The organism is Sinorhizobium terangae (assembly GCF_009601505.1).
GTDB classification, from domain to species: Bacteria; Pseudomonadota; Alphaproteobacteria; order Rhizobiales; family Rhizobiaceae; genus Sinorhizobium; species Sinorhizobium terangae.
The window spans coordinates 63,526-85,678 of sequence record NZ_WITC01000028.1; the positions used below are offsets into that span (position 1 = coordinate 63,526).

Annotated in this window: 20 protein-coding genes; 9 read left to right on the forward strand and 11 right to left on the reverse strand. The window is 62.6% G+C overall.

Going from position 1 to position 22,153, the window contains the following annotated elements:
• Positions 1-40 precede the first annotated feature (40 nt).
• Both GHK62_RS06195 and GHK62_RS06200 read left to right on the forward strand, forming a co-directional pair.
• Entirely contained in the window at positions 41-241 is a 201-nt protein-coding gene (locus GHK62_RS06195) for a hypothetical protein (protein WP_153437446.1), read from the forward strand.
• Between the two features lie 70 nt (positions 242-311).
• Entirely contained in the window at positions 312-722 is a 411-nt protein-coding gene (locus tag GHK62_RS06200) for a c-type cytochrome (protein WP_153437447.1), read from the forward strand.
• 129 nt (positions 723-851) lie between these two features.
• On the opposite strand, the gene GHK62_RS06205 is transcribed toward GHK62_RS06200, so the two are convergent.
• The 7 genes from GHK62_RS06205 to GHK62_RS06235 form a co-directional block, all read right to left on the reverse strand.
• On the reverse strand, positions 852-2,459 hold the full coding sequence (locus GHK62_RS06205) for an MFS transporter (RefSeq protein WP_153437448.1): 1,608 nt from the start codon (positions 2,457-2,459) through the stop codon (positions 852-854).
• On the reverse strand, positions 2,456-2,905 hold the full coding sequence (locus GHK62_RS06210; protein WP_153437449.1) for a DoxX family protein: 450 nt from the start codon (positions 2,903-2,905) through the stop codon (positions 2,456-2,458). The genes GHK62_RS06205 and GHK62_RS06210 overlap by 4 nt, the downstream gene beginning before the upstream one ends.
• Before the next feature lie 14 nt (positions 2,906-2,919).
• Complete coding sequence (locus tag GHK62_RS06215) at positions 2,920-4,905, reverse strand: amidohydrolase (RefSeq protein ID WP_153437450.1); 1,986 nt, start codon at positions 4,903-4,905, stop codon at positions 2,920-2,922.
• On the reverse strand, positions 4,905-5,189 hold the full coding sequence (locus GHK62_RS06220) for a XapX domain-containing protein (RefSeq protein WP_153437451.1): 285 nt from the start codon (positions 5,187-5,189) through the stop codon (positions 4,905-4,907). Before GHK62_RS06220 ends, GHK62_RS06215 begins: the two co-directional genes overlap by 1 nt.
• Before the next feature lie 72 nt (positions 5,190-5,261).
• On the reverse strand, positions 5,262-5,915 hold the full coding sequence (locus GHK62_RS06225) for a hydrolase (RefSeq protein WP_153437452.1): 654 nt from the start codon (positions 5,913-5,915) through the stop codon (positions 5,262-5,264).
• Between the two features lie 210 nt (positions 5,916-6,125).
• Positions 6,126-6,524 (reverse strand): DoxX family protein, encoded by a 399-nt coding sequence (locus tag GHK62_RS06230; RefSeq protein WP_153437453.1) that lies wholly within the window; start codon positions 6,522-6,524, stop codon positions 6,126-6,128.
• Between the two features lie 113 nt (positions 6,525-6,637).
• Positions 6,638-7,561 carry an AraC family transcriptional regulator gene (locus GHK62_RS06235; RefSeq protein ID WP_153437454.1) on the reverse strand — a complete coding sequence of 308 codons (924 nt, stop codon included), beginning with the start codon at positions 7,559-7,561 and terminating at the stop codon, positions 6,638-6,640.
• 291 nt (positions 7,562-7,852) lie between these two features.
• Here GHK62_RS06235 and GHK62_RS06240 point away from each other — a divergent pair, with 291 nt between their 5' ends.
• A complete protein-coding gene (locus GHK62_RS06240; protein WP_153437455.1) occupies positions 7,853-8,782 on the forward strand; it encodes a LysR family transcriptional regulator in 930 nt (309 codons plus the stop codon).
• A 12-nt stretch (positions 8,783-8,794) separates the two neighbouring features.
• Here GHK62_RS06240 and GHK62_RS06245 read toward each other — a convergent pair whose 3' ends face one another.
• On the reverse strand, positions 8,795-9,922 hold the full coding sequence (locus GHK62_RS06245; RefSeq protein ID WP_153437456.1) for an NAD(P)/FAD-dependent oxidoreductase: 1,128 nt from the start codon (positions 9,920-9,922) through the stop codon (positions 8,795-8,797).
• Between the two features lie 79 nt (positions 9,923-10,001).
• On the reverse strand, positions 10,002-10,958 hold the full coding sequence (locus GHK62_RS06250; protein ID WP_153437470.1) for a LysR family transcriptional regulator: 957 nt from the start codon (positions 10,956-10,958) through the stop codon (positions 10,002-10,004).
• 166 nt (positions 10,959-11,124) lie between these two features.
• Here GHK62_RS06250 and GHK62_RS06255 point away from each other — a divergent pair, with 166 nt between their 5' ends.
• Both GHK62_RS06255 and GHK62_RS06260 read left to right on the forward strand, forming a co-directional pair.
• Positions 11,125-12,312 (forward strand): acyl-CoA dehydrogenase, encoded by a 1,188-nt coding sequence (locus GHK62_RS06255; RefSeq protein WP_153437457.1) that lies wholly within the window; start codon positions 11,125-11,127, stop codon positions 12,310-12,312.
• A gap of 8 nt (positions 12,313-12,320) precedes the next feature.
• Positions 12,321-13,505: a CaiB/BaiF CoA transferase family protein gene (locus tag GHK62_RS06260; RefSeq protein ID WP_153437458.1), complete on the forward strand. Its 1,185-nt coding sequence runs from the start codon at positions 12,321-12,323 to the stop codon at positions 13,503-13,505.
• A 192-nt stretch (positions 13,506-13,697) separates the two neighbouring features.
• Here the strand turns inward: GHK62_RS06260 and htpG are convergent, their stop codons facing one another.
• Complete coding sequence (gene htpG, locus GHK62_RS06265) at positions 13,698-15,587, reverse strand: molecular chaperone HtpG (RefSeq protein WP_153437459.1); 1,890 nt, start codon at positions 15,585-15,587, stop codon at positions 13,698-13,700.
• A 373-nt stretch (positions 15,588-15,960) separates the two neighbouring features.
• Here htpG and GHK62_RS06270 point away from each other — a divergent pair, with 373 nt between their 5' ends.
• The 4 genes from GHK62_RS06270 to fabI are packed head-to-tail and all read left to right on the forward strand — an operon-like array spanning position 15,961 to position 21,135.
• The gene (locus tag GHK62_RS06270; protein ID WP_153437460.1) at positions 15,961-18,177 is read left to right on the forward strand and encodes a DUF3141 domain-containing protein; all 2,217 of its coding nucleotides are present in this window, start codon (positions 15,961-15,963) and stop codon (positions 18,175-18,177) included.
• Between the two features lie 18 nt (positions 18,178-18,195).
• Positions 18,196-19,152 carry a phosphate acetyltransferase gene (locus tag GHK62_RS06275; protein WP_184108666.1) on the forward strand — a complete coding sequence of 319 codons (957 nt, stop codon included), beginning with the start codon at positions 18,196-18,198 and terminating at the stop codon, positions 19,150-19,152.
• A gap of 4 nt (positions 19,153-19,156) precedes the next feature.
• On the forward strand, positions 19,157-20,335 hold the full coding sequence (locus GHK62_RS06280) for an acetate/propionate family kinase (protein WP_153437462.1): 1,179 nt from the start codon (positions 19,157-19,159) through the stop codon (positions 20,333-20,335).
• Positions 20,336-20,349: 14 nt separating this feature from the next.
• Positions 20,350-21,135: an enoyl-ACP reductase FabI gene (gene fabI, locus GHK62_RS06285; RefSeq protein ID WP_153437463.1), complete on the forward strand. Its 786-nt coding sequence runs from the start codon at positions 20,350-20,352 to the stop codon at positions 21,133-21,135.
• 12 nt (positions 21,136-21,147) lie between these two features.
• Here fabI and GHK62_RS06290 read toward each other — a convergent pair.
• Positions 21,148-22,093 (reverse strand): IS630 family transposase gene (locus GHK62_RS06290; RefSeq protein WP_167528167.1). Its coding sequence is split into 2 segments (ribosomal slippage): positions 21,148-21,753 and positions 21,755-22,093, totalling 945 coding nucleotides; the frame shifts between segments, so codons are not numbered across the junction.
• Positions 22,094-22,153: the final 60 nt, after the last annotated feature.

The window sequence follows — 22,153 nt, forward strand, 5'->3', positions numbered from 1 at the left end:
TGAACACCGCCGGCACGAGAGCTTCGGAAGGGAGGGGACGATGCTCTACACGCTCACTATGTTGGTTTGCCTGTCGAGTGCGCCCGAGGCTTGCGAGGTCCGCGAAGAGATCGTTTGGGACTTGGCCGCGAATCCAGGCGTCGCGTTTATGCAAGCGCAGGCATTCGTCGCGCATTGGATCGAGGAGCATCCCGGTCGTTTCGTGCAGCGGTGGAGGCTTTTGCCGGACCTGAAGGTCTGAGATCTTTACGCAGGTCCAAGAGCCAATCGCATCGCGGTCACATCGCGAAGCGCCGTCAAGGCAACGGGACATGCGTCGATTGCAGTATCTGGTTCTGTTGGCTGTCGTTTCCTTTGGCTTTGCGGGCGGGGGAATGTTCGCAGAGGGTGCAGCCGCCGACGGATTCTACCGGGTCGTCGGCGGCAAGGCCGATGTGCGGACCTATAACGGCTACCGCCGCTACAATGCCGGCTGCAACCATTGCCATGGTCCCGATGGAATAGGCTCGAGCTTTGCTTCCTCCCTCATCGACCGGCCGCTCGGTGTAGAGGAGTTCAGGCGCGTCGTTCGCAACGGCCGCAGCAGCGGCGGCACTTCGGTCATGAAGGGCTTCGGCAACGATCCCAATGTCGCTCCCTATATCGACGACATCTACGCTTATCTCAAGGCCCGTGCCGAAGGCGCGCTCGGCCGCGGGCGCCCTGAGAGATTGGAGCCATAGTGCATGTCGCCCAAAAGTGTGCAGCGGCTTTTGGACAACGACTTGCATAAAAGCAGAGCCAAGAGCGCGTCGCATGCGTCCGATTGGACACGACGCGCGCGCTAGAACCGTTTCAATGCCGGCGCGCATCTAACTACGACGATTGGCGCGTGAGCGGTTTACGGCGAGGAAGTGGCGCACGACCGGCGCCTCCGGTCCCTGCTGGAAGCGCAGAACCTCCTGCTGGACATCGGCGTCCGCCTTTGACACCCGCCGATGCTGTCTGAGGTGCTCGGCCCAGGACTCGACCATGAACCATTCGACGATCCGTTCCGGTTCGGCCGCATCTTCCGTCACACCCCAGCTATAGGCGCCGTCGCGCCGCCGCTCCTGCGACAGGCGATGGAGGGCGTTGAGAAATCCATCCCTGTCGGCTCTTGCGACCCGGTACTCGATGAGGATCATCACCGGGCCCCGGTCATTCTCGACGGGCTCGGCCGTCAGCGGCTCGGGCCAATGGTTCGACGCGACGAGATCGGCCTCGCCCCTCGGAAGCTTGAGCGGATGAAAGAGGAGGCCGACGGCGAACAGGCCGGCAGCGCCGATCAACAAAGTGAGCGGAACACCGGCCGCCTCGGCGACAACACCCCAAATGAGGCTGCCGGCGGTCATCGCGCCGTTGAACACGGTCAGGTAGACAGCGAGCGAACGGCCGCGCACCCAGTTCGGCAGGATCGATTGCGCGGCGCCGTTGAGTGTCGTCAGGGCAGTAATCCAGGCGGCACCGAGGGCGAGAAGCACCACGGGCGCCAGCCATTGCGGGGGCGCGAACGAGAGGCCTGTCATGACTGTAGCCGTCACGCCTGCGGCGCCAAGAAGAAGGGTGTCCGCATTAAAGCGGGCGCGTAACGTCGGCATCAGAACGGCACCACCGATCGCACCGGCGCCGACCGCGCCGAGCAGAATGCCGTAATAGCCGGCATCGCCGCCAAGGAGATTGCGGGCGACCAGAGGCAGGAGCGCCCATACCGCGCTCGAGAATGCGAAGAATGCGGCCGCCCGTAGCAACACAACGTGAAGCTCGTGGCTTGCCTTGGCGTAGCGCAGGCCGGCCCGGAAGGCCCCGGCGAATTTCTCCGACAGTGCGTCTTCGGCCTCCGATGGGCGTTTCCACCAGACGAGCGCACTGATGACAAAGAGATAGCTGATGACGTCGACGCCGTAGGTCACGGCTGCGCCGAACCAGGCGAGCAGCACCCCGCCGACCGCGGGTCCGATCGACCGCGCGATGTTGATCCCTAGCGAATTCAGTGCGACGGCGCTCTTGACGTCCTTCTTCTCGACGAGTTCGGGCACGATCGCCTGCCAGGTCGGCGCCATCAGCGCAGCCCCGACGCCGCCCGCGAAGGTTAGCGCAATCAGGGAACTCACCGACTGCAAGCCGGTCGCCGAGAGGAGCAGGAGACAGACGCTGACGCAGGCGAGCATCAGCTGGATGACGATCAGAAATTTGCGGCGGTCGAGGATGTCCGACAGCACACCCGCCGGGATCGCCAGGAGGAAGATCGGCAGCGTGCCGGCCGCCTGGATCGTGGCGACGGCGGCGGGCGCGGGCGAAAGGTCGGTCACCAGCCACGCGCTTGCGACATCGCGGATGAAGCTGCCTGTATTGCCGATAACGGTCGCAACCCAGAGCGTCGCGAAGACCTTCTGACGAAGCGGAGCGAAGCCGCTGGAATGGGCGGCCGCATCCGTCATGGCTGACCGGACCTCCGGTCATGAAGGTCCTGCCATGCGACGATCAGGAATGCGCCGACGAGGCCCAGATGCTCGAAGAACGCATTCGTCGCCATGAGACGTTCCTGTCCTGGGGCGAGCTCCCAGAAGCGCAGGGCGACGAAAGTCGCCGCCAATGTGAAGGCGGCAAGTGCAAGTGCTGCGAGCCAGCGGAAGAAGCCGCTCAGTATCATGGCTGAGGCGGCGAGTTCGAAGACGATCACCGCCACGGCGAAGAAGGGCGCGGGATGCAGGCCGAAATGGTTCATCTCGGCAATCGCCCCGCCGAAGTCGAAGATCTTCGTCACGGGCCCCTGGATATAGGCGGAACAAAGGGCGAGCAGCGCCACCCACCGCAAAGCCGGCGCGGCGAAGAGCGGCCTCGCGCGAGCCGCGAGCCGCCTTTCGAATGTTGAAGTCGCGTTCATCATGCCTCCCGTGGTCAGACGGCCCAGCAGGAACAGCCGAGTGCGCCCCAGAAACCCTTGAGATCGGCGACCGGCAGCTTGGACGTCCAGGCGCCGGCATGATCATGGCCGTGGACACCGCAATTGTTGGCGCAGCCGCAAGTGGCGATCGCCGTCCGGCGCAGCGAGCGCTTGCCGGCGCCCTCCGGTTCGCCCCAGGCGGCGTAGCCCGCGTAGGTTCTGACCGGAGACCAGTCGGGCATGGCCGGTGGCACGTTGCTTTCGTCATAGTCGGCAAAGGTGCCCGCCGCATAGACGACCTTGCCGCCGACGACCGTCAGGTCGGAGGTCAGGAACGAAATCTCGTCCTCGGCACAGGCGAAGAAGTCCTTGTCCGGGACGATGAAGTCTGCGAACTGGCCTTTCTCGATGCGACCCTTCTTGCCCTCCTCGTTGGAGAACCAGGTGACGTTTTCGGTCCACATCCTGAGCGCCGTTTCGCGGTCGAGACAATTGCGCTGCGGATAGATGCGCATTCCCCCGACGGTGCGGCCGGTGATCATCCAGGAAAGCGAGACCCAGGGATTGTAGGAGGCGACGCGCGTGGCGTCGGTACCCGCCGACGTCTTGACGCCCTTTTCCAGCATACGCGCGACCGGCGGCGTAGCCTCGGCCGCGCCGAGACCGTAGCGCTCGACGAAATACTCGCCCTGATAGGCCATACGGTGCTGGACGGCGATGCCGCCGCCGAGAGCGGCGATGCGGTCGATCGAGCGCTCGGAGATCGTTTCGGCGTGATCGAAGAACCAGTTGAGGCCATCGAGAGGGATGTCCTGATTGACCTTTTCGAAGACATCGAGTGCGCGCGAGATCGTCTCGTCATAGGTCGCATGCAGGCGCCAGGGCCAGCGGTTCTCGGCAAGGATGCGCACGACGGCCTCGAGTTCCCCCTCCATCTCCGGCGGCATGTCGGGCCGCGGCTCGCGGAAGTCCTCGAAGTCGGCGGCCGAAAAGACAAGCATCTCGCCGGCGCCGTTGTGGCGGAAATAGTCGTCGCCCTGCTTGTATTTGACCGACTTCGTCCAGTTGAGGAAATCGTCCTTTTCCTGCTTCGGCTTCTGGGTGAAGAGATTGTAGGCAAGCCGCACGGTCATCTGGCCGTCGTCGGCGAGCTTCTGGATCACCGCATAGTCATCCGGATAGTTCTGGAAACCGCCGCCCGCATCGATCACGCCAGTGACGCCCAGACGGTTGAGTTCGCGCATGAAGTGGCGGGTGGAGTTGACCTGGTATTCGAAGGGCAGCTTGGGGCCTTTGGCAAGGGTCGCATAGAGAATGCCGGCGTTCGGCCTGGCAATGAGCATACCGGTCGGGTTGCCGTTGGCATCGCGGGCGATCTCGCCACCCGGCGGGTTCGGCGTTTCCCTGGTATAACCGACGGCACGCAGTGCGGCGGCGTTCAGAAGCGCGCGATCGTAAAGATGCAGCAGGAAGACCGGCGTGTCGGGCGCGACCGCGTTGATCTCTTCGAGCGTCGGCAGGCGCTTTTCCTCGAACTGGTGCTCGGTGAAGCCGCCGACGACGCGCACCCATTGCGGCGCCGGCGTAATCGCCACTTGCCGGTTCAGCATATCCATCGCATCGGCAAGTGAGCGGACGCCGTCCCAGCGCAGCTCCATATTGTAGTTCAGGCCACCGCGGACGACATGGGTGTGGTTGTCGATTAGGCCGGGCAATACGCGCCGGCCCTTGAGGTCGATAATCTTCGTGTCGGGCCCGGCGAGCGCCATGATCTCGCTGTCTTCGCCGACGGCAAGAAACTTGCCGTCCTTCACGGCGACGGCGGTTGCGTTCGGGTTCGTCCGGTCGAGCGTGGTCACAAGGCCATGATGGAGGATAAGATCGGCGCTCATTGGCTTGTCTCCAGAAATCGATGCGGGATCGGCGGCGTGCGCCGGCGAAAATAGGCCTGGAAGCGCCAGCACGGACGCTGCTCCCAGAAAGCCGCGACGGGTCGGCATCAGCCGATCTCCCGCGTCGATGGTTGGTCGGGCATATCCTTACTGTCGACTCCGGTCGGCAGTTCCCCGAAAACATGCGGGACGCAGCGGCTGTTGAGCCAGGAAACGTTCACCGGATTGCCCGACATCAGGCGTTTGGCGACCGGCACTGCCTGCTCGCCGATGAGCATGCCCAGGAGCCCAATCAGTGCGATCACCGGTGGAGCTGGCGAACGAACGTTGAGCAGGCTGTAAATGACGCCCACGAGCAGCCCGGTGCCGAGCGATATCAGGTACATTTTCATCGGCATGGTCCTTTCGGCGAGATGAGCCGTTCCGCCCGATGCGGACGGAACGGTTGAAGCAGCCGGAAGCGTTCAGTGTCCTTCGGACGCACCGAACATGGTCTTGGCGTAGATGATACCGAGGCCATAGGCGCCGCCAAACCTTTTGGCGATACCGGTCGTCATGTCGTAGGTCTCGGTGCGCGCCCAATCGCGCTGCAGCTCCAGCATATATTGCAGCGAGGTCATCGGCCTGACGCCGGCCTGGACCATGCGTTCCATGGCGCGTTCATGGGCCTCTTCCGAGACATCGCCACAGGCGTCGGCGATCACATAGACTTCAAACCCTTGGTCGAGCGCCGAGAGCGTCGGCCCGACGATGCAGACGGAGGTCCACAGTCCACAGAAGACCAGCCGTGGCTTGCCGATGCGGTTGACCTCCTCGATCACCGCTGCGTCCTCCCAGGTGTTCATCGAGGTGCGGTCGAGCAGCGCCTGGCCTTCGAAGGCCTCGGTGATCTCGCCGAACATCGGGCCCGAGAAGCTTTTTTCGGCGACGGTCGTGAGGATCGTCGGCACCTTGAAGCCCGCAGCGGCGTGTGCCACCAGTGCGGCGTTGTTGCGTAGTTGCACCGCATCGATAGACTTGGTCGCAAAGGCCATTTGCGACTGGAAATCGATCATGATCAGCGCATGGTCCTTCGGCGATACCAGAAGAGAACCGGGGGTCGGCGTGGCGTTCGGCATTGAGCCCTCCATTAATTTACCGCACGGACATCAAGCTAGTACGTGCGCGTGAATGCTGATTGTAGATAACTGCGTTCATTGTCGAAAAATGCTCGGACGGTGATGTTTCTTCATCGACTTCGCAATCGTCGTTCGAACAGCTGCCTGTGAACAGCCGATGACGCCTGAGAAGAGCGATGTGTCCGTCATCGGTCGGAAACTCCTATGGGGTTATGGGGTTTTGGTTTGTTGGTGATGTGCGTCGACGCTCAAAGGTCCGGCGCCGGCCGCAGTCAGGTAAAGAAATATGAAGCAGAAGAGGATCGCGGCTACGCCGCCGTTCTGGGCAGGATAGAAGCCTTGCGGAGCGTGCCTGAGGAAATAGGCGAAGGCCATGACACCGGAAAGCACGAATGCAGCGATGCGGGTCTTGAGCCCGATGAGCACAAGGAAGCCGAGCACCAACTCAAAGAGCCCGGCGATCCAGGGCAGGGAGCCGGGCGGCGGGCCGCCGTCGGACATCGGAAATTTGAGGATCTTCTGTGTGCCATAACTGAAAAGGACCAGCGCCGAGACGATGCGCAGGAGGCTCAGGAGGTATGGTTCGTAAGATCTTATGCTTGATTTCATTGTATTCTCTGCGGCTTGTTGATCGGTAAGAAGACACGCGAGTGCCACTCTATCCGCCGGTTTCGTGAGTGATCATCCTTCCTGCGGACAGCTGCTCACGACCCACCCTTAAATTATGGCTTGGTCTGGTTACGACGCGAAGGCTTGTCACCGGGAACGCACTGTCCATCAGCAATTGACGACCGGTGGACGCCATTGCGCTGCACACGCCGCCAAGCGGCTGGCGAGACATCACAAATGGACGAGAAGACGTGCGTCAGATGGCTTTGATCGGTGAAGCCGCAACTGACCGCGATCTCGGCAATGGGCGCCTCACCCAGGAGCAAGGTTTGCGCTTTTTGTATACGGTATTCGGTCAGCCACCGGTGCGGCGTGCGCCCCGTCGATTTCTTGAATGCCCGGATGAAGTGGCTTGTGGACAGATCGCATATCGACGCGACCTCGTTCATTGATATTTTGCGCGACGCGTGTTCCGCAAGATATGCCGTTGCGGCTGCCAATTGACGTCTGGAAAGGCCGTATTGCCGGGTCGGTGCGAGATCAACGCCACCGTAACGACTTACAAGATGAGCCTGAAAAGCGAGCAGTATGTGGTCCACATATAGCTTGTCGGCGTTCCCCGGATTTGCAAGGGCAGGCAGGAGTGCTTGGCCAAGGTGATACATCACCGGATCGATCTGCCCGGACTCGCACTTTAAGGGAGGGAGATCGGCCCTTCCATTGTCCAGCAAGAAGTCTCGCAAGACGTGTCGGTCGATCGTAAATCGTATGTTGTCGAACGGGGAGCGGTGTTCGCAACGCCAATCCTCGGCAAGATGCGTGATCGACAATGCTCCTTGCGCGTGGCTTCCGTTATGCACCAGCCGTCCATTTCGCCACAAACGATGGTCCTTGAAGGGGCGAAGTTGAACGATCGTGCTGAACGCGTCCGAATTCGGGATTGCGATGCTCTCCTTCTTGACAACATGTTGGCTGCGAACATGAGCAACCGATACAGAATCTGATCGAAGAACGGTCACTTGCGGTCCGATTGACATGAGCTTCCTCCCTTCATTCGTCCAATGCTGAGGCCGGCCGGCCTTCGGAAATGGCTTGCCCAGAGCAGCGTCTCCTTCTGCGATCCCTTTTTGTGTCGGCGGATATGACTTGCACGCAGTCTCGCATTGTACTCCTTGCTAGCCCGATAGCACCGGGCGAGCAGTCCGACTCTCTTACTCTCCGGCTCGGTAATTCCTTGGCGGCCTTGTCGTTTCGATCGTGTATACAGGCTTGCAGGCTTTCTTAGAAAGTGGGATAATTGTGACATATTTGTTCGAGAAAGTTGAAATATGTCCAATCCCGGCACGCCAACTTTCGAGCAACTTCGCGTGTTTCTGGCCGTGGTCGATGCTGGGAGTTTTGCAGCCGCGGCGCGCAACCTCAATCGCGCCGTCTCCGTCGTCAGTTACGGCATCGCCAATCTGGAAGCGCAGCTCGGGCTCGAATTGTTCGAACGCGACGGCACGCGCAAGCCCAAGCTGACGGCTGCAGGACGTACGGTGCTCGCCGAGGCGCGGGCCCTGGCGCAAGGCGTCGACGGCCTGCGCGCCAAGGTGAAGGGGCTGCTCGACGGGTTGGAGGCGGAAGTGAACCTCGCCGTCGACGTGATGCTGCCGGCGGAGAGGATTGGAAAGGCGCTGCACGCCTTCGCCGAGGCGTTTCCGACGGTTTCGCTGTGCCTGCATGTCGAGGCCCTGGGCGCGGTTACTGCGGCGGTGCTCGAACGGAAGGCGATCATCGGCATTTCCGGCCCACTGGCAACGGCCGTTGAAGGGGTGAGTTGTGTTGCGGCAGGGGCGGTGGCGACGGTGCCGGTGGCTGCGCCCGACCACCCGCTCGGGCGCATGCAGAGAATCGAGCCTGGGGAGGCGCGCAACCATGTCCAGCTCGTCTTGACGGACCGCTCTCCTTTGACCGAGGGGCAGGACTTCGCGGTGCTCAGTCCCCGCACGTGGAGGCTCGCCGATCTCGGCGCGAAACACGCGCTGCTGCGCCAAGGGCTTGGCTGGGGCAACATGCCGCTGCCTTTGGTCCAGCCCGATCTCGACGACGGCACGCTTATGCGACTGGCCATTCCTGACCACAATGGCGGGATCTATCGTTTCGCCGGCGTCTGGCGGCGAGACACGCCGCCGGGGCCGGCCGCTTCGTGGCTCTTGGACCAGTTCGTAGCGCTGGGCGCCGGCGACATCGACGAAGAAGGATTTGCCGGGATCTAATTGATGCCGTCGCTACTTTTGGAAGCGGGCCGGGGAGAAGGATCGGGGATCGAGCGCCTCACGTCGAAACGCCTCGGGCAAGGGCGTGTCGATCAGCAGGTTTGCCGCAAGCTGGCCCAGCGACGGTGATGTAAGGATGCCGTAGCCGCCCTGGCCCGCAAGCCAGAAGAAATCCGATCGCCCTGGCGCAAAGCCGACGACGGGCAGCTTGTCGGCGGAAAAGCTGCGAAGGCCCGCCCAGCTCTTTGCGATCCGCCGCACGGAGATGGTGGTGGCTTCCTCAACGTAGTGTGCAGCCCAGGCGACATCGATCTCCTCAGGCTGGACATCGGACGGCTCGCAAGGTGTGGCGTCCGCTGGAGAGGCGAGCAGCCGCCCGCCTTCCGGCTTCATGTAAAAATCCTCGTCTATCTCGTTGATTTCCGGCAAGGTTGTCGCGTCCACGCCGTCCGGGAGATCGACGGTAATGGCGGTGCGGCGATGCGGTACGATGCCGATCGGGTCGACGCCGAAGAGCGCCGCGACCGGATCCGCCCAGGCACCGGCGGCATTGACGACGACCTTCGCGCTGATTTCACCGCCGGCCGTCGTCAGGATCCAGGCGCCTCCATCGCGTTCGGCCGACAGGATTTCATGGCGTTCCAGGACGTCACTTCCATTCCGCCGCGCGCCCCTGAGGTAGCCCTGAAGCAGGTTTTCCACCTCGATGTCCCAGAAATTCGGGTCATAGTATGCGGCTGCAACGTATTCGGGCTTGAGGATCGGAATGCGGGACACGGCCTCTTCCGGTGTCAGACGTTCTATTTCCGGCGCCAACGCCCGTTCCTCGGCCAGAACCGTTTCGAACCGCCCGATCTTGTTGGCGCTGGCGATCATGACTCCGCCGCGCTGCTTCAAGAGGGGCACATCGGTGAAGCCTTGCGGCGGTCGATCAAAGAAGTCTTTGGCGATCCTCGCCAGCGCGCACACTTCCGGCGCGTTGTACCTCAGGACGAACTCGGCGGCGGAGCGGCCGGTGCTGTGGTAGCCAAGCGCGTTCTCGCGTTCGATGACGGCAACCGACCGGTGCTGGCTCAGGAAATGGGCGAGCGACAAGCCGGCGATTCCACCGCCAATGATGACCACATCGTATTTACGCATGTTTTCGGCTCCTCAGGTCGTTGGCGGACAATAAGGAGACCGTCGGGGTCGTTCAAATTTATAGTCGGAAATGTCGTTATCAATCTTGATGATGATTTAGGCAGTGATCCAGCGGTTCCGTGTCCGCGACATGCGCGAGGAAGGCTGCTTCCGCCGGATTGAGGATCGAGTTGGGGTTCGAGATTCGAAAGACGTCCGTCGTCGGAAGATCGCTGTAGGGCGGCAACTGCCATAGCTGCCCGGCCTTGACTGCAGGGCCTGCGAGATGATCCGGCAGCATGCCGATTCCGACATTGGCGGAAATCAGCCGCATGACCTCCTCGACGTTGCAGGAAACGCCCCGGACCTTTTGGCCGAAGGAGCCGATCGCGCGAACGGCGGTCACCGAATTCATGTGCTGCCCGCCAAGGACATCGGCGATGAAGGCGATGTAAGGGTTGCCCCGGAGGTCGTTGAAATCGACGCCGTCGACACCGAACAGCGGATGGCCGCGCCCGCAATAAAGTGCGTACCGCTCGCGGATATGGAAGCTCTTGTTCAGTCCTCCAGGAATGTTGCCGTCGCAAAGGCCCATCGTGGCGATGTTGCGCTCGACGGCGCTGAGCACATCGACGGTCGTCGCGATCGTCACCGACAGTGTCACTTTCGGATGCATTCGGAAGAAAGTGTCGAGCTTGCGATCCCAGGCCGGATTGTGGGCATGGCTGACCGAATGGATATTGAGATGGCCGGTCACCTCTTCGCCCGCGGTCTCCAGCACATTGGGCAGACGGACCACCGCCGCGAAGATGTCCCGGCACTGGCCGTGCAATTTCTCACCCGCTTCCGTCAGATTGAAGCGGCCCGGCCTCCGGTCGATCAGCTTCTGGCCGACGGTCTGCTCCAGCCGCTTCAACGCCATGCTGACGGCGGGCTGCTGCAGAAGCAGCCGGTTGGCCGCGGCCGTGATGCTGCCCTCCTCGACGACAACGACGAAGGTGCGCAGCAGATTCCAGTCGAGATTGTGGGCAAAACGTTCGAGGCGATTGTTGGTCATGGCGGCGGGTGTGTCGATCTCTGTATCGCGTTTGCGAATAATCAGCAGAACCGCCTCGGGCGCAAGGTCCATTCCCCAGACGCATGAGGCAGTGCCTCAATTTCGTTTGAAACACTTGCACCCGCTTGCCATAACCACAGGCGGAAAAATACGACGGGAGAGAGAGATGGCCGAAAAGTTTGAGTTCCAATGGGACGATCCGTTTCTGCTCGAGGATCAACTGAGCGAAGACGAGCGGATGATCCGCGATACGGCGCGCGCCTACGCCCAGGAGAAGCTGCAGCCGCGCGTGATCGAAGCTTATCGCGAGGAAAAGACCGACCCGGCGATCTTCCGCGAAATGGGCGACCTCGGCTTGCTCGGTGTCACCGTGCCGGACACCTACGGCGGCGTCGGCGCGTCCTATGTCGCCTACGGCCTCGTCGCCCGTGAAGTCGAACGGGTCGATTCGGGCTATCGCTCGATGATGAGCGTGCAGTCGTCGCTCGTGATTTATCCGATCTTCGCCTACGGTTCGGAGGATCAGAAGCGGAAGTATCTTCCGAAGCTTATCAGCGGCGAATGGATCGGCTGCTTTGGCCTGACCGAGCCGGACGCCGGATCCGATCCCGCCGGAATGAAGACGCGGGCGATGAGGACCGATGGCGGCTATCGTCTGATCGGCTCGAAAATGTGGATTTCCAACGCACCGCTTGCCGATGTGTTCGTCGTCTGGGCGAAGTCGGAGGCCCATGGAAACGCGATCCGCGGCTTTGTGCTGGAAAAGGGCATGAAAGGGCTTTCGGCGCCGAAGATCGCCGGCAAGCTGTCGCTCCGCGCGTCGATCACCGGCGAGATCGTTCTCGACAATGTTGAGGTCGGCGAGGATGCACTGCTGCCGAATGTGGAGGGGCTCAAAGGTCCCTTCGGCTGCCTTAATCGCGCCCGCTACGGCATCTCGTGGGGCGCGCTCGGTGCGGCCGAATTCTGCTGGCACGCGGCCCGTCAATACGGGCTCGATCGCAAGCAGTTCAATCGTCCGCTTGCCCAGACCCAGCTTTTCCAGAAGAAGCTGGCGGACATGCAGACCGAGATCACACTGGGGCTGCAGGGATCGCTCCGCGTCGGCAGGCTGATGGACGACGGCCGGATGGCCCCGGAAATGATCTCGATCGTCAAGCGCAACAATTGCGGCAAGGCGCTCGATATCGCCCGGATGGCCCGCGACATGCACGGCGGCAATGGCATTTCCGAGGAATACCAGGTCATGCGTCATATGCTGAACCTGGAGACCGTCAACACCTACGAGGGAACGCATGACGTGCATGCGCTGATCCTCGGCCGCGCCCAGACCGGGCTGCAGGCGTTCTTCTGAGTGTCGTCATGGAAACGCCGCTGAAGGGTATTCGCGTTCTCGAACTCGCCCGCATTCTGGCTGGCCCCTGGATTGGCCAGACACTCGCCGATCTTGGCGCCGACGTCATCAAGGTCGAAAGCCCGGCAGGCGACGATACCCGAACCTGGGGACCGCCCTTCGTCGAAGGCGAAGGTGGCGAGAAGCTCGACGCAGCCTATTTCCATGCCTGCAACCGGGGCAAGCGCTCGGTCGTGCTCGACTTCACGACGGAAGAGGGGCAGGAGGCGGTACGGCGGCTGGCGGCGCAATCGGACGTGCTCCTCGAAAACTTCAAGGTCGGTGGTCTCGCCAAATATGGGCTCGACTATGAGAACCTGAGGAAGGTCAACCCTCGGCTCATCTATTGTTCCGTGACCGGCTTCGGCCAGGACGGCCCCTATGCCCATCGCGCCGGCTACGACTACATCGTCCAGGGCATGAGCGGGATCATGGATCTCACCGGTGAGCCGGATCGCGAGCCGCAGAAGATCGGAGTGGCCTTCGCCGACATTTTTACCGGGCTTTACGGTGTGATTGCCGTCCAGGCGGCGCTTGCGCAGCGCGAACGCACGGGCGAGGGGCAGCAGATCGACATGGCGCTGCTCGATTGCATGACCGGTGTACTCGCCAATCAGGCGCTGAATTTTCTCGTCTCGGGCAAGGCGCCGCGGCGTCTTGGCAATGCGCATCCGAACATTGCGCCGTACCAGGTCTTTCCGACCGCCGACGGGCATCTCATCGTCGCCGTCGGAAACGACCGGCAGTTCGTCAAATTCTGCGACGTGCTCGGCCGAGCGGACCTGGCGTCAGACGAGCGATACCTGACCAATGCCGGTCGCGTGCAGCATCGCGATACGCTCACGCCGGAGCTCGCGGCAGAGACGGCGAAGTTTGCGCGGGATGCGCTCCTGGCAAAACTCGAAGCCGCAGGCGTGCCGGGCGGTCCGATCAACACCGTCGCGGACGTTTTTGCCGATCCGCAGATCCTTCACCGACAGATGCGGGTGGATACGCCGCACACCGGCGCGGCGGCCGGTACGTCGCCGGGCGTCAGGACTCCGCTTCGCTTCTCCGGAGCTTCGCTCGCACTCGAGCGCGGCGTACCCCGGCTTGGGGAGCATACGGAAGAGGTGCTGTCCGAGATCGGCCTGAGGCCGAAAGCGAAAGGGTGAGACCCGGCTAGGCTCGCGTCGCAAGATCGCAGTTTTGCCCCTCTCCTCGGGTTTAACCCGAGGACTAACCCTCTCCCCGCGCGCGGGGAGAGGGGATTTTAGACTAGCGCGGGCGCTGCCGCTTGTCCCTTCGCCCCGCTTGCGGGGAGAAGGTGGCCGGCAAGCCGGATGAGGGCATGTCCGCTAAGTTTCTTAACTCTTCAAAGCCCGGCTGAACACCCTCGACAGCCGCTCGGCAAAGGCGCGCGGATCTTCCGGCTTGTCGCCGTCGAGAACGCGCGCCTGGTCGAGCAGGAGCTTTACGGCGTCCTCGCGGAATGCTGCATCCTCGGCGGGGCAGGCAGCGATGGCGGCGATCAGGCTGTGGCCGGGATTGATCTCCAGGATCGGCTTTGCCGCGCCGTCGATGCGGCCGGCTCCCTGCAGCATCTTCTCGAGCTGGCGATCCGGTCCGTGCTCCGGCGCAACGAGGCAGACCGCGCTTTCCGTCAGTCGCTCCGAGGTCCTCACGTCAGAGACCGCGTCGCCGAGCGCCGCCTTGGCAAAGGTCACGAATTCGGCGACGGTCTGGCTCGTCTCCGCGGAGGTCGTACCGTCGGCGTCCTGCTTCGCGATACCGGCGAGATCGGCGGCCCCTTGCGTGATCGACTTGAACGGCTTGCCTTCGAAATCCGGCGCCGAGGTCACCCAGAAGCTGTCAACCGGGTCGGTAAGCAGCAACACTTCGATGCCGCGGGCGCGGAATCCTTCGAGCTGCGGCGAGGCTTTCAATTGGGCAAGGTTGTCGCCGGTCAGGTAGTAGATCGCCGTCTGCCCGTCCTTCATGTCCTTGACATAGTCGCTCAGGGCGCGCGGCTTGTCGTCCGACGCGGTGGTGCGGAAACGCGAAAGCGCGATGAGCTGCCCCCGCCGCTCGAAATCCTCGTAGATGCCTTCCTTGATGACGCTGCCGAAGTTTTCCCAGAGCTTGGCGAAGGTTTCCGGCTCGCTTTCCGCGAGTTTCTCGATGCTGGTCAGCACCCGGTTTGTCAGCCCCTTGCGGATGCTGGCGAGCAGCGGGCTCTCCTGGATCATCTCGCGCGAGACATTGAGGGGCAGATCGGCCGTGTCGATGAGGCCGCGCACGAACCGCAGGTAGCGCGGCAGCAATTCCGCCTCGTCCGTGATGAAGACGCGCTTGACGTAGAGTTTCATCCGTCCCTTGCGATCGGGGTCGAAGAGATCGAACGGCTTGGACCCCGGCACGAAGGCGAGCGCCGTATATTCGTGCCGGCCTTCTGCCCGGAAGTGAACGGTCGCGGCCGGTTCGTCATACTGGCCGGCGACGCTGCGGTAGAAATCCGCGTAATCTTCCTTGGAAATCTCACTCTTCTGTTTGGTCCAGAGCGCCGTGCCGTCCGCGACTTGGGCGGGCTCTTCGCCGGGCTTCTCCACGATCGAGATCGGTACGGGCACATGGCCGGACTGTTCCTTGACGATCCGCTCGACGGTCCAGCGCGACGTGTAAGTCTTGGCATCGTCCATGAGGTGCAGCGTGATCCGCGTACCGCGCGCCGGAGCATCGGAAAGTTCGACTGCGGAAACTGTGTAGCTGCCCTTTCCGTCGGACGCCCAATGCCAGGCCTTGTCCGAGCCGGCACGGCGGGAGACGACGTCGACATTGTCGGCCACCATGAAGGCAGAATAGAAACCGACGCCGAACTGGCCGATGAGCTGTGCGCCTTCCTTGCCCTGTGCTGCCTCGATCCGCTCCATGAATGCGCGCGTGCCGGAACGTGCGATGGTGCCGAGGGATTCGACCAGTTCGTCACGGCTCATGCCAATGCCGTTGTCCTCAACGACGAGGCGCGCCTTTTCCTCATCCAGCGTCAAAGTAATGCGTGGTGCAGGATCGTTGGCGAGCAGCTCAGGTGCGACGATCGCTTCGTAGCGCAGCTTCTCGCAGGCATCCGCCGCATTCGAAATCAGTTCGCGAAGGAAGATGTTCTTGTCCGAGTAGACCGAGTGCACCATCAAATGGAGCAGCCGCGCCACATCGGCTTCGAAGACATGTTTTTCGACGGACATTTCGACTTCACTCATCGCGTTGCAAACCTCCTTGATTTGTTTGCCCCAATTGGCAAGCAACGCGCCGATTTTCAAGGGCTGTCTTGCTGATGTTGTCTTTCAGTGCAATGTTATCGCCTAAGCATTTGGGACTGTCCGAAAAGTTCGGGCGGATATGAAGTGGCGCAGCAGACTACCCGTTCGCGCGACATGTCAAATCGCGGTAACAAGGCGTCCCCGCGCTCTTCGGACTCGTGAGACAATGACAGCCGCAGGGTCCACAACAACGGATAATGTGCGGCCCTGCCACTTGCCTTCTTTGATGCGGATCAACACTCGACAAGAACGTTGCTGTTAATCTGCAAGCGGGAATGAAACCGACCTTCGATCGCGCCGAGGAGTGGAGATTATGCCTGAGCAATCCACCGTCCCGACCCTGCCGACCTTTGCCGATGCCTACGCTTATGCGCTCGATGCCTGGCAACGCTCCATCCTGTTTCTGGACGTCATGCGTCAGCGCGGCATCCAATACGAAGAGCAAGCCGCGCGTACCGCACCTCATGTGCTTGATTACGAAGCAGAACTCGTCTGCGATGGCCGCAAGCTCGATCGTCCCGTCAATTATGCGCTCGTCCGGATCGTGCCGCCCGCCGACGCGATGATCGATCCATTGAAAAGGCCGTTTGTCGTTGTCGATCCGCGCGCCGGCCACGGACCCGGCATTGGCGGCTTCAAGGCAGACAGCGAGATCGGCGTCGCGATGAAGGCGGGGCACGCCTGTTATTTCATCGGCTTCCTTCCCGAGCCGGTGCCGGGCCAGACCATCGAGGATATCACCCGCGCTGAGGCGGGTTTCCTCGAAACAGTGATTGCCCGCCACCCCGATGCCGATGGCAAGCCCTGCGTCATCGGCAACTGCCAGGCTGGTTGGGCCGTGATGATCCTTGCCTCTTTGCGCCCGGAACTGTTCGGGCCGATCATCATCGCGGGCGCGCCGCTTTCCTATTGGGCGGGTGTCCGGGGCCAGTATCCGATGCGCTATTCGGGAGGCCTGCTCGGCGGCAGCTGGCTGACCGCGCTCACCGGCGATCTTGGCGCCGGCATATTCGATGGCGCCTGGCTGGTGCAGAACTTCGAGAACCAGAACCCCGCCAACACGCTCTGGACCAAGCAATACAACCTCTATTCCAAGATAGACACCGAGGCCGGACGCTATCTCGGCTTCGAGCGCTGGTGGGGCGGGCATGTGAGGCTGAACGCTGAGGAGATGCAGTTCATCGTCGATGAGCTCTTCGTCGGCAACAAGCTTGCCGCGGGCGAGATCCAGACCTCCGACGGCACGACGATCGATATGCGCAACATCCGTTCGCCGATCGTCGTCTTCTGCTCGAAGGGAGACAACATCACCCCGCCGGCGCAGGCGCTCGACTGGATCCTGGATCTGTACGACAACGTCGACGAGATCCGCGCACACGGCCAGACCATCGTCTACACGGTGCACGAGAAGATCGGCCATCTCGGCATCTTCGTTTCCGCGGGTGTCGCCCGCAAGGAACACGACGAGTTCGCGTCGAATATCGACCTGATCGACGTGCTGCCGCCCGGCCTTTACGAGGCAGTGCTGCAGCCGGTGGGACCGGCTGTAGAGAATCCGGATCTGGTCACCGGCGAGTGGGTCATGCGCTGCGAGGCGCGCACGCTCGACGATATCCGCGCCTTCGGCGGCAACGACATCGACGACGACCGCCGCTTCGCCGCGGCCGCCCGGGTGTCCGAGGTCAATCTCGCGCTTTACCGTACTTACCTGCAGCCCTGGATCAAGGCGATGGTGACGCCGCAGATGGCGGAGGCGATGCGCAGCATGCACCCGCTGCGCCTGCAATACGAAGTCTTCGGTCCAAGCAATCCGGTCATGGCCTGGATCGAGGCGGCCGCCGGGGCCGTTCGCGATGCGCGCCAACCAGCGGCACCCGACAACCCGCTCCTGGCTCTGCAAGAGAACATGTCCCGGCAGGTCGTCGACGGGTTGGAAGCTTGGCGTCAGATGGTCGAGCACCTTTCGGAGCAGACGTTTCACGCGGTCTATGGCGCGCCCGCCTTGCAAGCGGCGCTCGGTATCGACACGGAGTCCGACCGCCCTCCGCGCAAGGCGGCAAAGAACCTCCTGCACCACGCGCTCCTGGAGAACAGGATCGTGGCGCTCAAAGCTGACATGGCCAAGGGCGGGCTTCGAGAGGCACTCGCGCGGGCGCTGCTTTTTGTCGGCATGGCGCGCGGCAGGGTCGATGAGCGTGGTTTCGAGGCGGTTCGCCGGCTTCGGCGCGCTCATCCCTCCGCCAAGCAATTGACGCTTGCCGAGTTCAAGGCACTTATGCGCACGCAGTATTTCATGTTGCTCGTAGACGAGGAGGCGGCGCTTGCGGCCATTCCAAAATTGCTGCCGGAGAAAATCGAGGAACGCCGCGCTGCCTTTGCCGCCCTTCGAGAGGTCCTGGAGGCTCCCGGACCGCTGACTGGCATTGCCGCCGAGCGGCTGCATAGCGTGACAGCGCTTTTCGACCTGAGCGATCATGCGCCAGTACCTCTGGTGGTGCACAAGACCGCACATGATCGCAACGCATCCTGATTGGGGAAGGAGTTCCGAGTGTCCGAGGTGACCACGCTGGCGACCCAGCCGTCCAAATATGACCGCCTGATCGCGGCCGCACGAGCCGAGGCTCCCGCGGTCACCATCGTGGCGCATCCTTGCGATGAAACCTCGCTGAGCGGCGCCATCGAAGCCGCCGAGACGGGGCTGATCACACCCATACTGGTCGGACCGGAAGCAAAGATCCGCAACGTGGCGGCGGAACACCGGCTCGATCTCGGGCGGTGGGAAATCATCGATGTGCCGCACAGCCACGCAGCGGCCGCCAAGGCGGTCGCATTGATCCGCGAGGGCAGGGGCGAGCTCCTGATGAAGGGTAGCCTGCATACCGACGAGCTGATGCACGAGGTCGCCGCCTCTGCCACGGGCCTGCGAACCGAGCGGCGGATCAGCCACGTCTTCGTCATGGACGTGCCCGGCCACGCCGAGACGCTCTTCATCACGGATGCCGCGATCAACATCTTCCCCAATCTCGAGGCCAAGCGCGACATCGTGCAGAACGCAATCGATCTCTGGGTCACGATCGGGCTCGGCGAGCCCCGCGTTGCCATTCTTTCGGCGGTCGAGACGGTGACCGCAAAGATCCCCTCGACGATCGAGGCCGCGGCGCTGTGCAAGATGGCCGAACGCGGCCAGATCACCGGCGGCCTGCTTGAAGGACCACTCGCCTTCGACAACGCGATTGATCCGGAAGCGGCGCGCATCAAGGGTATAAATTCGCCGGTTGCCGGCCACGCCCAGATCCTCGTGGTGCCGGATCTCGAAGCCGGGAACATGCTCGCCAAGAACCTGACTTTCCTCACCCATGCCGACGCCGCCGGCATCGTCCTTGGCGCCCGTGTGCCGATCGTGCTCACCTCGCGGGCGGATTCGGTGCGCACGCGCCTCGCATCCTGCGCTGTCGCGGCGCTCTACGCGGCGCGGCGCCGGGCCGCGCAAGTGGAAGCGGTGTAGCGCCATGGACGCGCTCCTTGTCGTCAACGCCGGTTCATCGAGCCTGAAGTTCCAGGTTTTCGGCATCTCCGGCATGGACTTGACGCGTCAGATTCGCGGGAAGATCGACGGTATCGGCACACGGCCGCGTCTGCAGGCGACGGCGGCCGACGGCACCGGGCTCATCGACCGGACCTATGACGCGAGGGCCATTCACGATCTTCCGGCCGCCATTGACGAGGCTAGACGCTGGCTCCTGACGCTGGAGGGCTTCGAGTTGCGGGCGGTCGGGCACCGGGTTGTGCACGGCGGTCCCGACTACGCGCGGCCCGTTCTGATCGATGCGGCGGTCCTCGACCGCCTTGCCAGCTACCAGGACCTCGCACCTTTGCATCAGCCGAACAACCTGGCGCCGATCCGTCTTGCGATGGAGATCAATCCGGATGTGCCGCAGGTCGCCTGTTTCGACACTGCCTTTCACCGCAGCCACGCCAAGCACACCGATTGTTACGCCTTGCCAAGGGCCTTCTACGATCAGGGCATTCGGCGCTACGGCTTTCACGGACTTTCATACGAATATATTGCCGAGCGGCTACGCGAGGTGGCGCCGCAGGCGGCCCGCGTCATCGTCGCCCACCTCGGCAGCGGCGCTTCAATGTGCGCGTTGCGGGACGGCCGTAGTATCGAAAACACGATGGGCTTTACCGCGCTCGATGGCCTGCCGATGGGAACTCGGCCGGGCCAGCTTGATCCGGGTGTCGTCCTCTATCTGATCATGGAGAAGGGGATGACTGCTCAGGCGGTCTCGGATCTCCTTTATCACGACGCCGGGCTCAAAGGTCTGTCCGGCTTTTCCAGCGACATGCGAGACCTTCTGGCGAGCACCGATCCTAATGCCGCGCTCGCCATCGCGCATTTCGTTTATCGATGCGTGCTCAATGCCGGGATGCTCGCGGCGGCGCTGGGAGGGGTCGATGCCTTCGTCTTCACAGCGGGCGTCGGCGAGAACTCGCCCCCGATCCGCGCGCGTATCGTCGAAGGCCTCGCCTGGCTCGGGGCAGAGCTTGATCCGGTGGCGAACGAGGCCGGCGCCGCGTTGATCTCTACGGCCAAGAGCCGGGTGGCCATTCATGTCCTTCCAACCGATGAAGAGCTGATGATCGCGCGGCACACCCTGGCGCTCATCAGCGCTCCCAACGCCTGACTGGAGACCGCCCCATGTCCATCCCGACTGTCAAGGCCAAGCTTCTCGAAGGCCGAAAGGGCCTGATCGTCGGAATTGCCAACGATCGCTCTATCGCCTGGGGTTGCGCCCGCGCATTTCGTGCCTTGGGCGCGGAACTCGCAGTGACGTATCTCAACGAAAAGGCAAAGCCACATGTCGAGCCGCTGGCACGCGAGCTCGACGTCCCGATCTTCCTGCCGCTGGACATTGCGGTACCCGGCCAGATCGAGGCAGTCTTCGAGCGGATCGCCGATACCTGGGGAGAGCTCGACTTCCTCGTCCACTCGATCGCCTACTCCCCGAGAGACACGCTCGGCGGGCGCGTGACCGATGCGCCGCGCGAGGGGTTTCTGACGACGATGGAGATATCCTGCTGGTCCTTCATCCGCATGGCCCAACTCGCGGAGCCGCTTATGAAGAACGGTGGGACACTTTTCACGATGACCTATTACGGGTCACAGGTGGTGGTGGAGAACTACAACATAATGGGCGTCGCCAAGGCGGCGCTGGAAAGCGCGGTGCGCTATATGGCGGCCGAGCTTGGCCCCAAGGGCATTCGCGTCCACGCCATCTCGCCGGGCGCGCTTGCCACCCGAGCCGCTTCCGGTATCCCGGAATTCGACGCGCTGCTCGAAAAGACGAAGCTGAAGGCACCGGCCCACGAACTCGTCGACGTCGACGACGTCGGCATGGCGACCGCGTTTCTCGCCCACGACGCGGCGCGACTGATAACCGGCCAGGTGCTTTACGTCGACGGCGGCTACCACATCGTCGACTAGAGTCTGTCAGACCTACGTTGAAACGTATCCTGCATGCCTGAGATAGGCGGCGCATTCGTGCGGGCTGAACGCCTTGAGAGCTTCGCCGACGCGCCGCCATGTCGCCTCGACGCTACGCTCGTCGGCCTTGCGCAGCAGGGTCTTGAGTTTGGCGAACATCATCTCGATCGGATTGAGGTCGGGGCTGTAGGGCGGCAGGAAGAACAGATGGGCGCCGGCGTCGCGGATGGCGCTGCGCGCCGGCTTGCCCTTGTGGCTGCCGAGATTGTCGAGGATGACGATATCCCCGGGGTTGAGGGTTGGCGCCAGGCATTGCTCGACCCAGGCGGTGAAGGCAATGCCGTTGATCGGGCCGTCGAGCACGAAGGGTGCGACGATGCGGTCGTGACGCAGCCCGGCGAGGAAGGTCAGCGTCTTCCAATGGCCATGCGGTATTCTGGCGATCAGCGGCTGGCCGCGCTGACACCAGCCGCGGCTGCGCGTCATGTTGGTTTTGACCCAGGTTTCGTCAACGAACACCAGGCGGCGCGGATCAAGTCGATGTTGATGGGTCTTCCAGCGGCTTCGGAAGCGCGCCACCTTCGGCCTGTCCTGCTCGCTGGCGATCAGCGTTTTTTTTAAATGTCTTGCCTTCGCGGCGCAGAAACCGCCAAACGGTGTCATGCGAGACATCGATCCCGGCCGCCTTCAGATCGGCGGCAAGCGCCCGCACCGTCCAATCGGTTTTGGCCGCCAGTCGGCGGTGAACCTCATCGGCCGCCGCGCCCCGCAGCATGGGTTTGACATGGCCCCCCATCTTGGCCGGCGCCAAACCGCGGCCGGACCGGTCGAGCTGGCCGATCCGCACCGCCGTCGCCGCCGATATCCCAAAGCGCAAGGCGGCCGCCCGCACCGTCATGCCTCCGGCCAAAGCGGCGGCGACGCGCTGGCGTAAATCAAGAGAAAGAGGTCGCGCCATCATTGCTGGCCTCCTCACCAGCAATGATCTTGAATCACAATCCCAACAAAAAGGGAATCC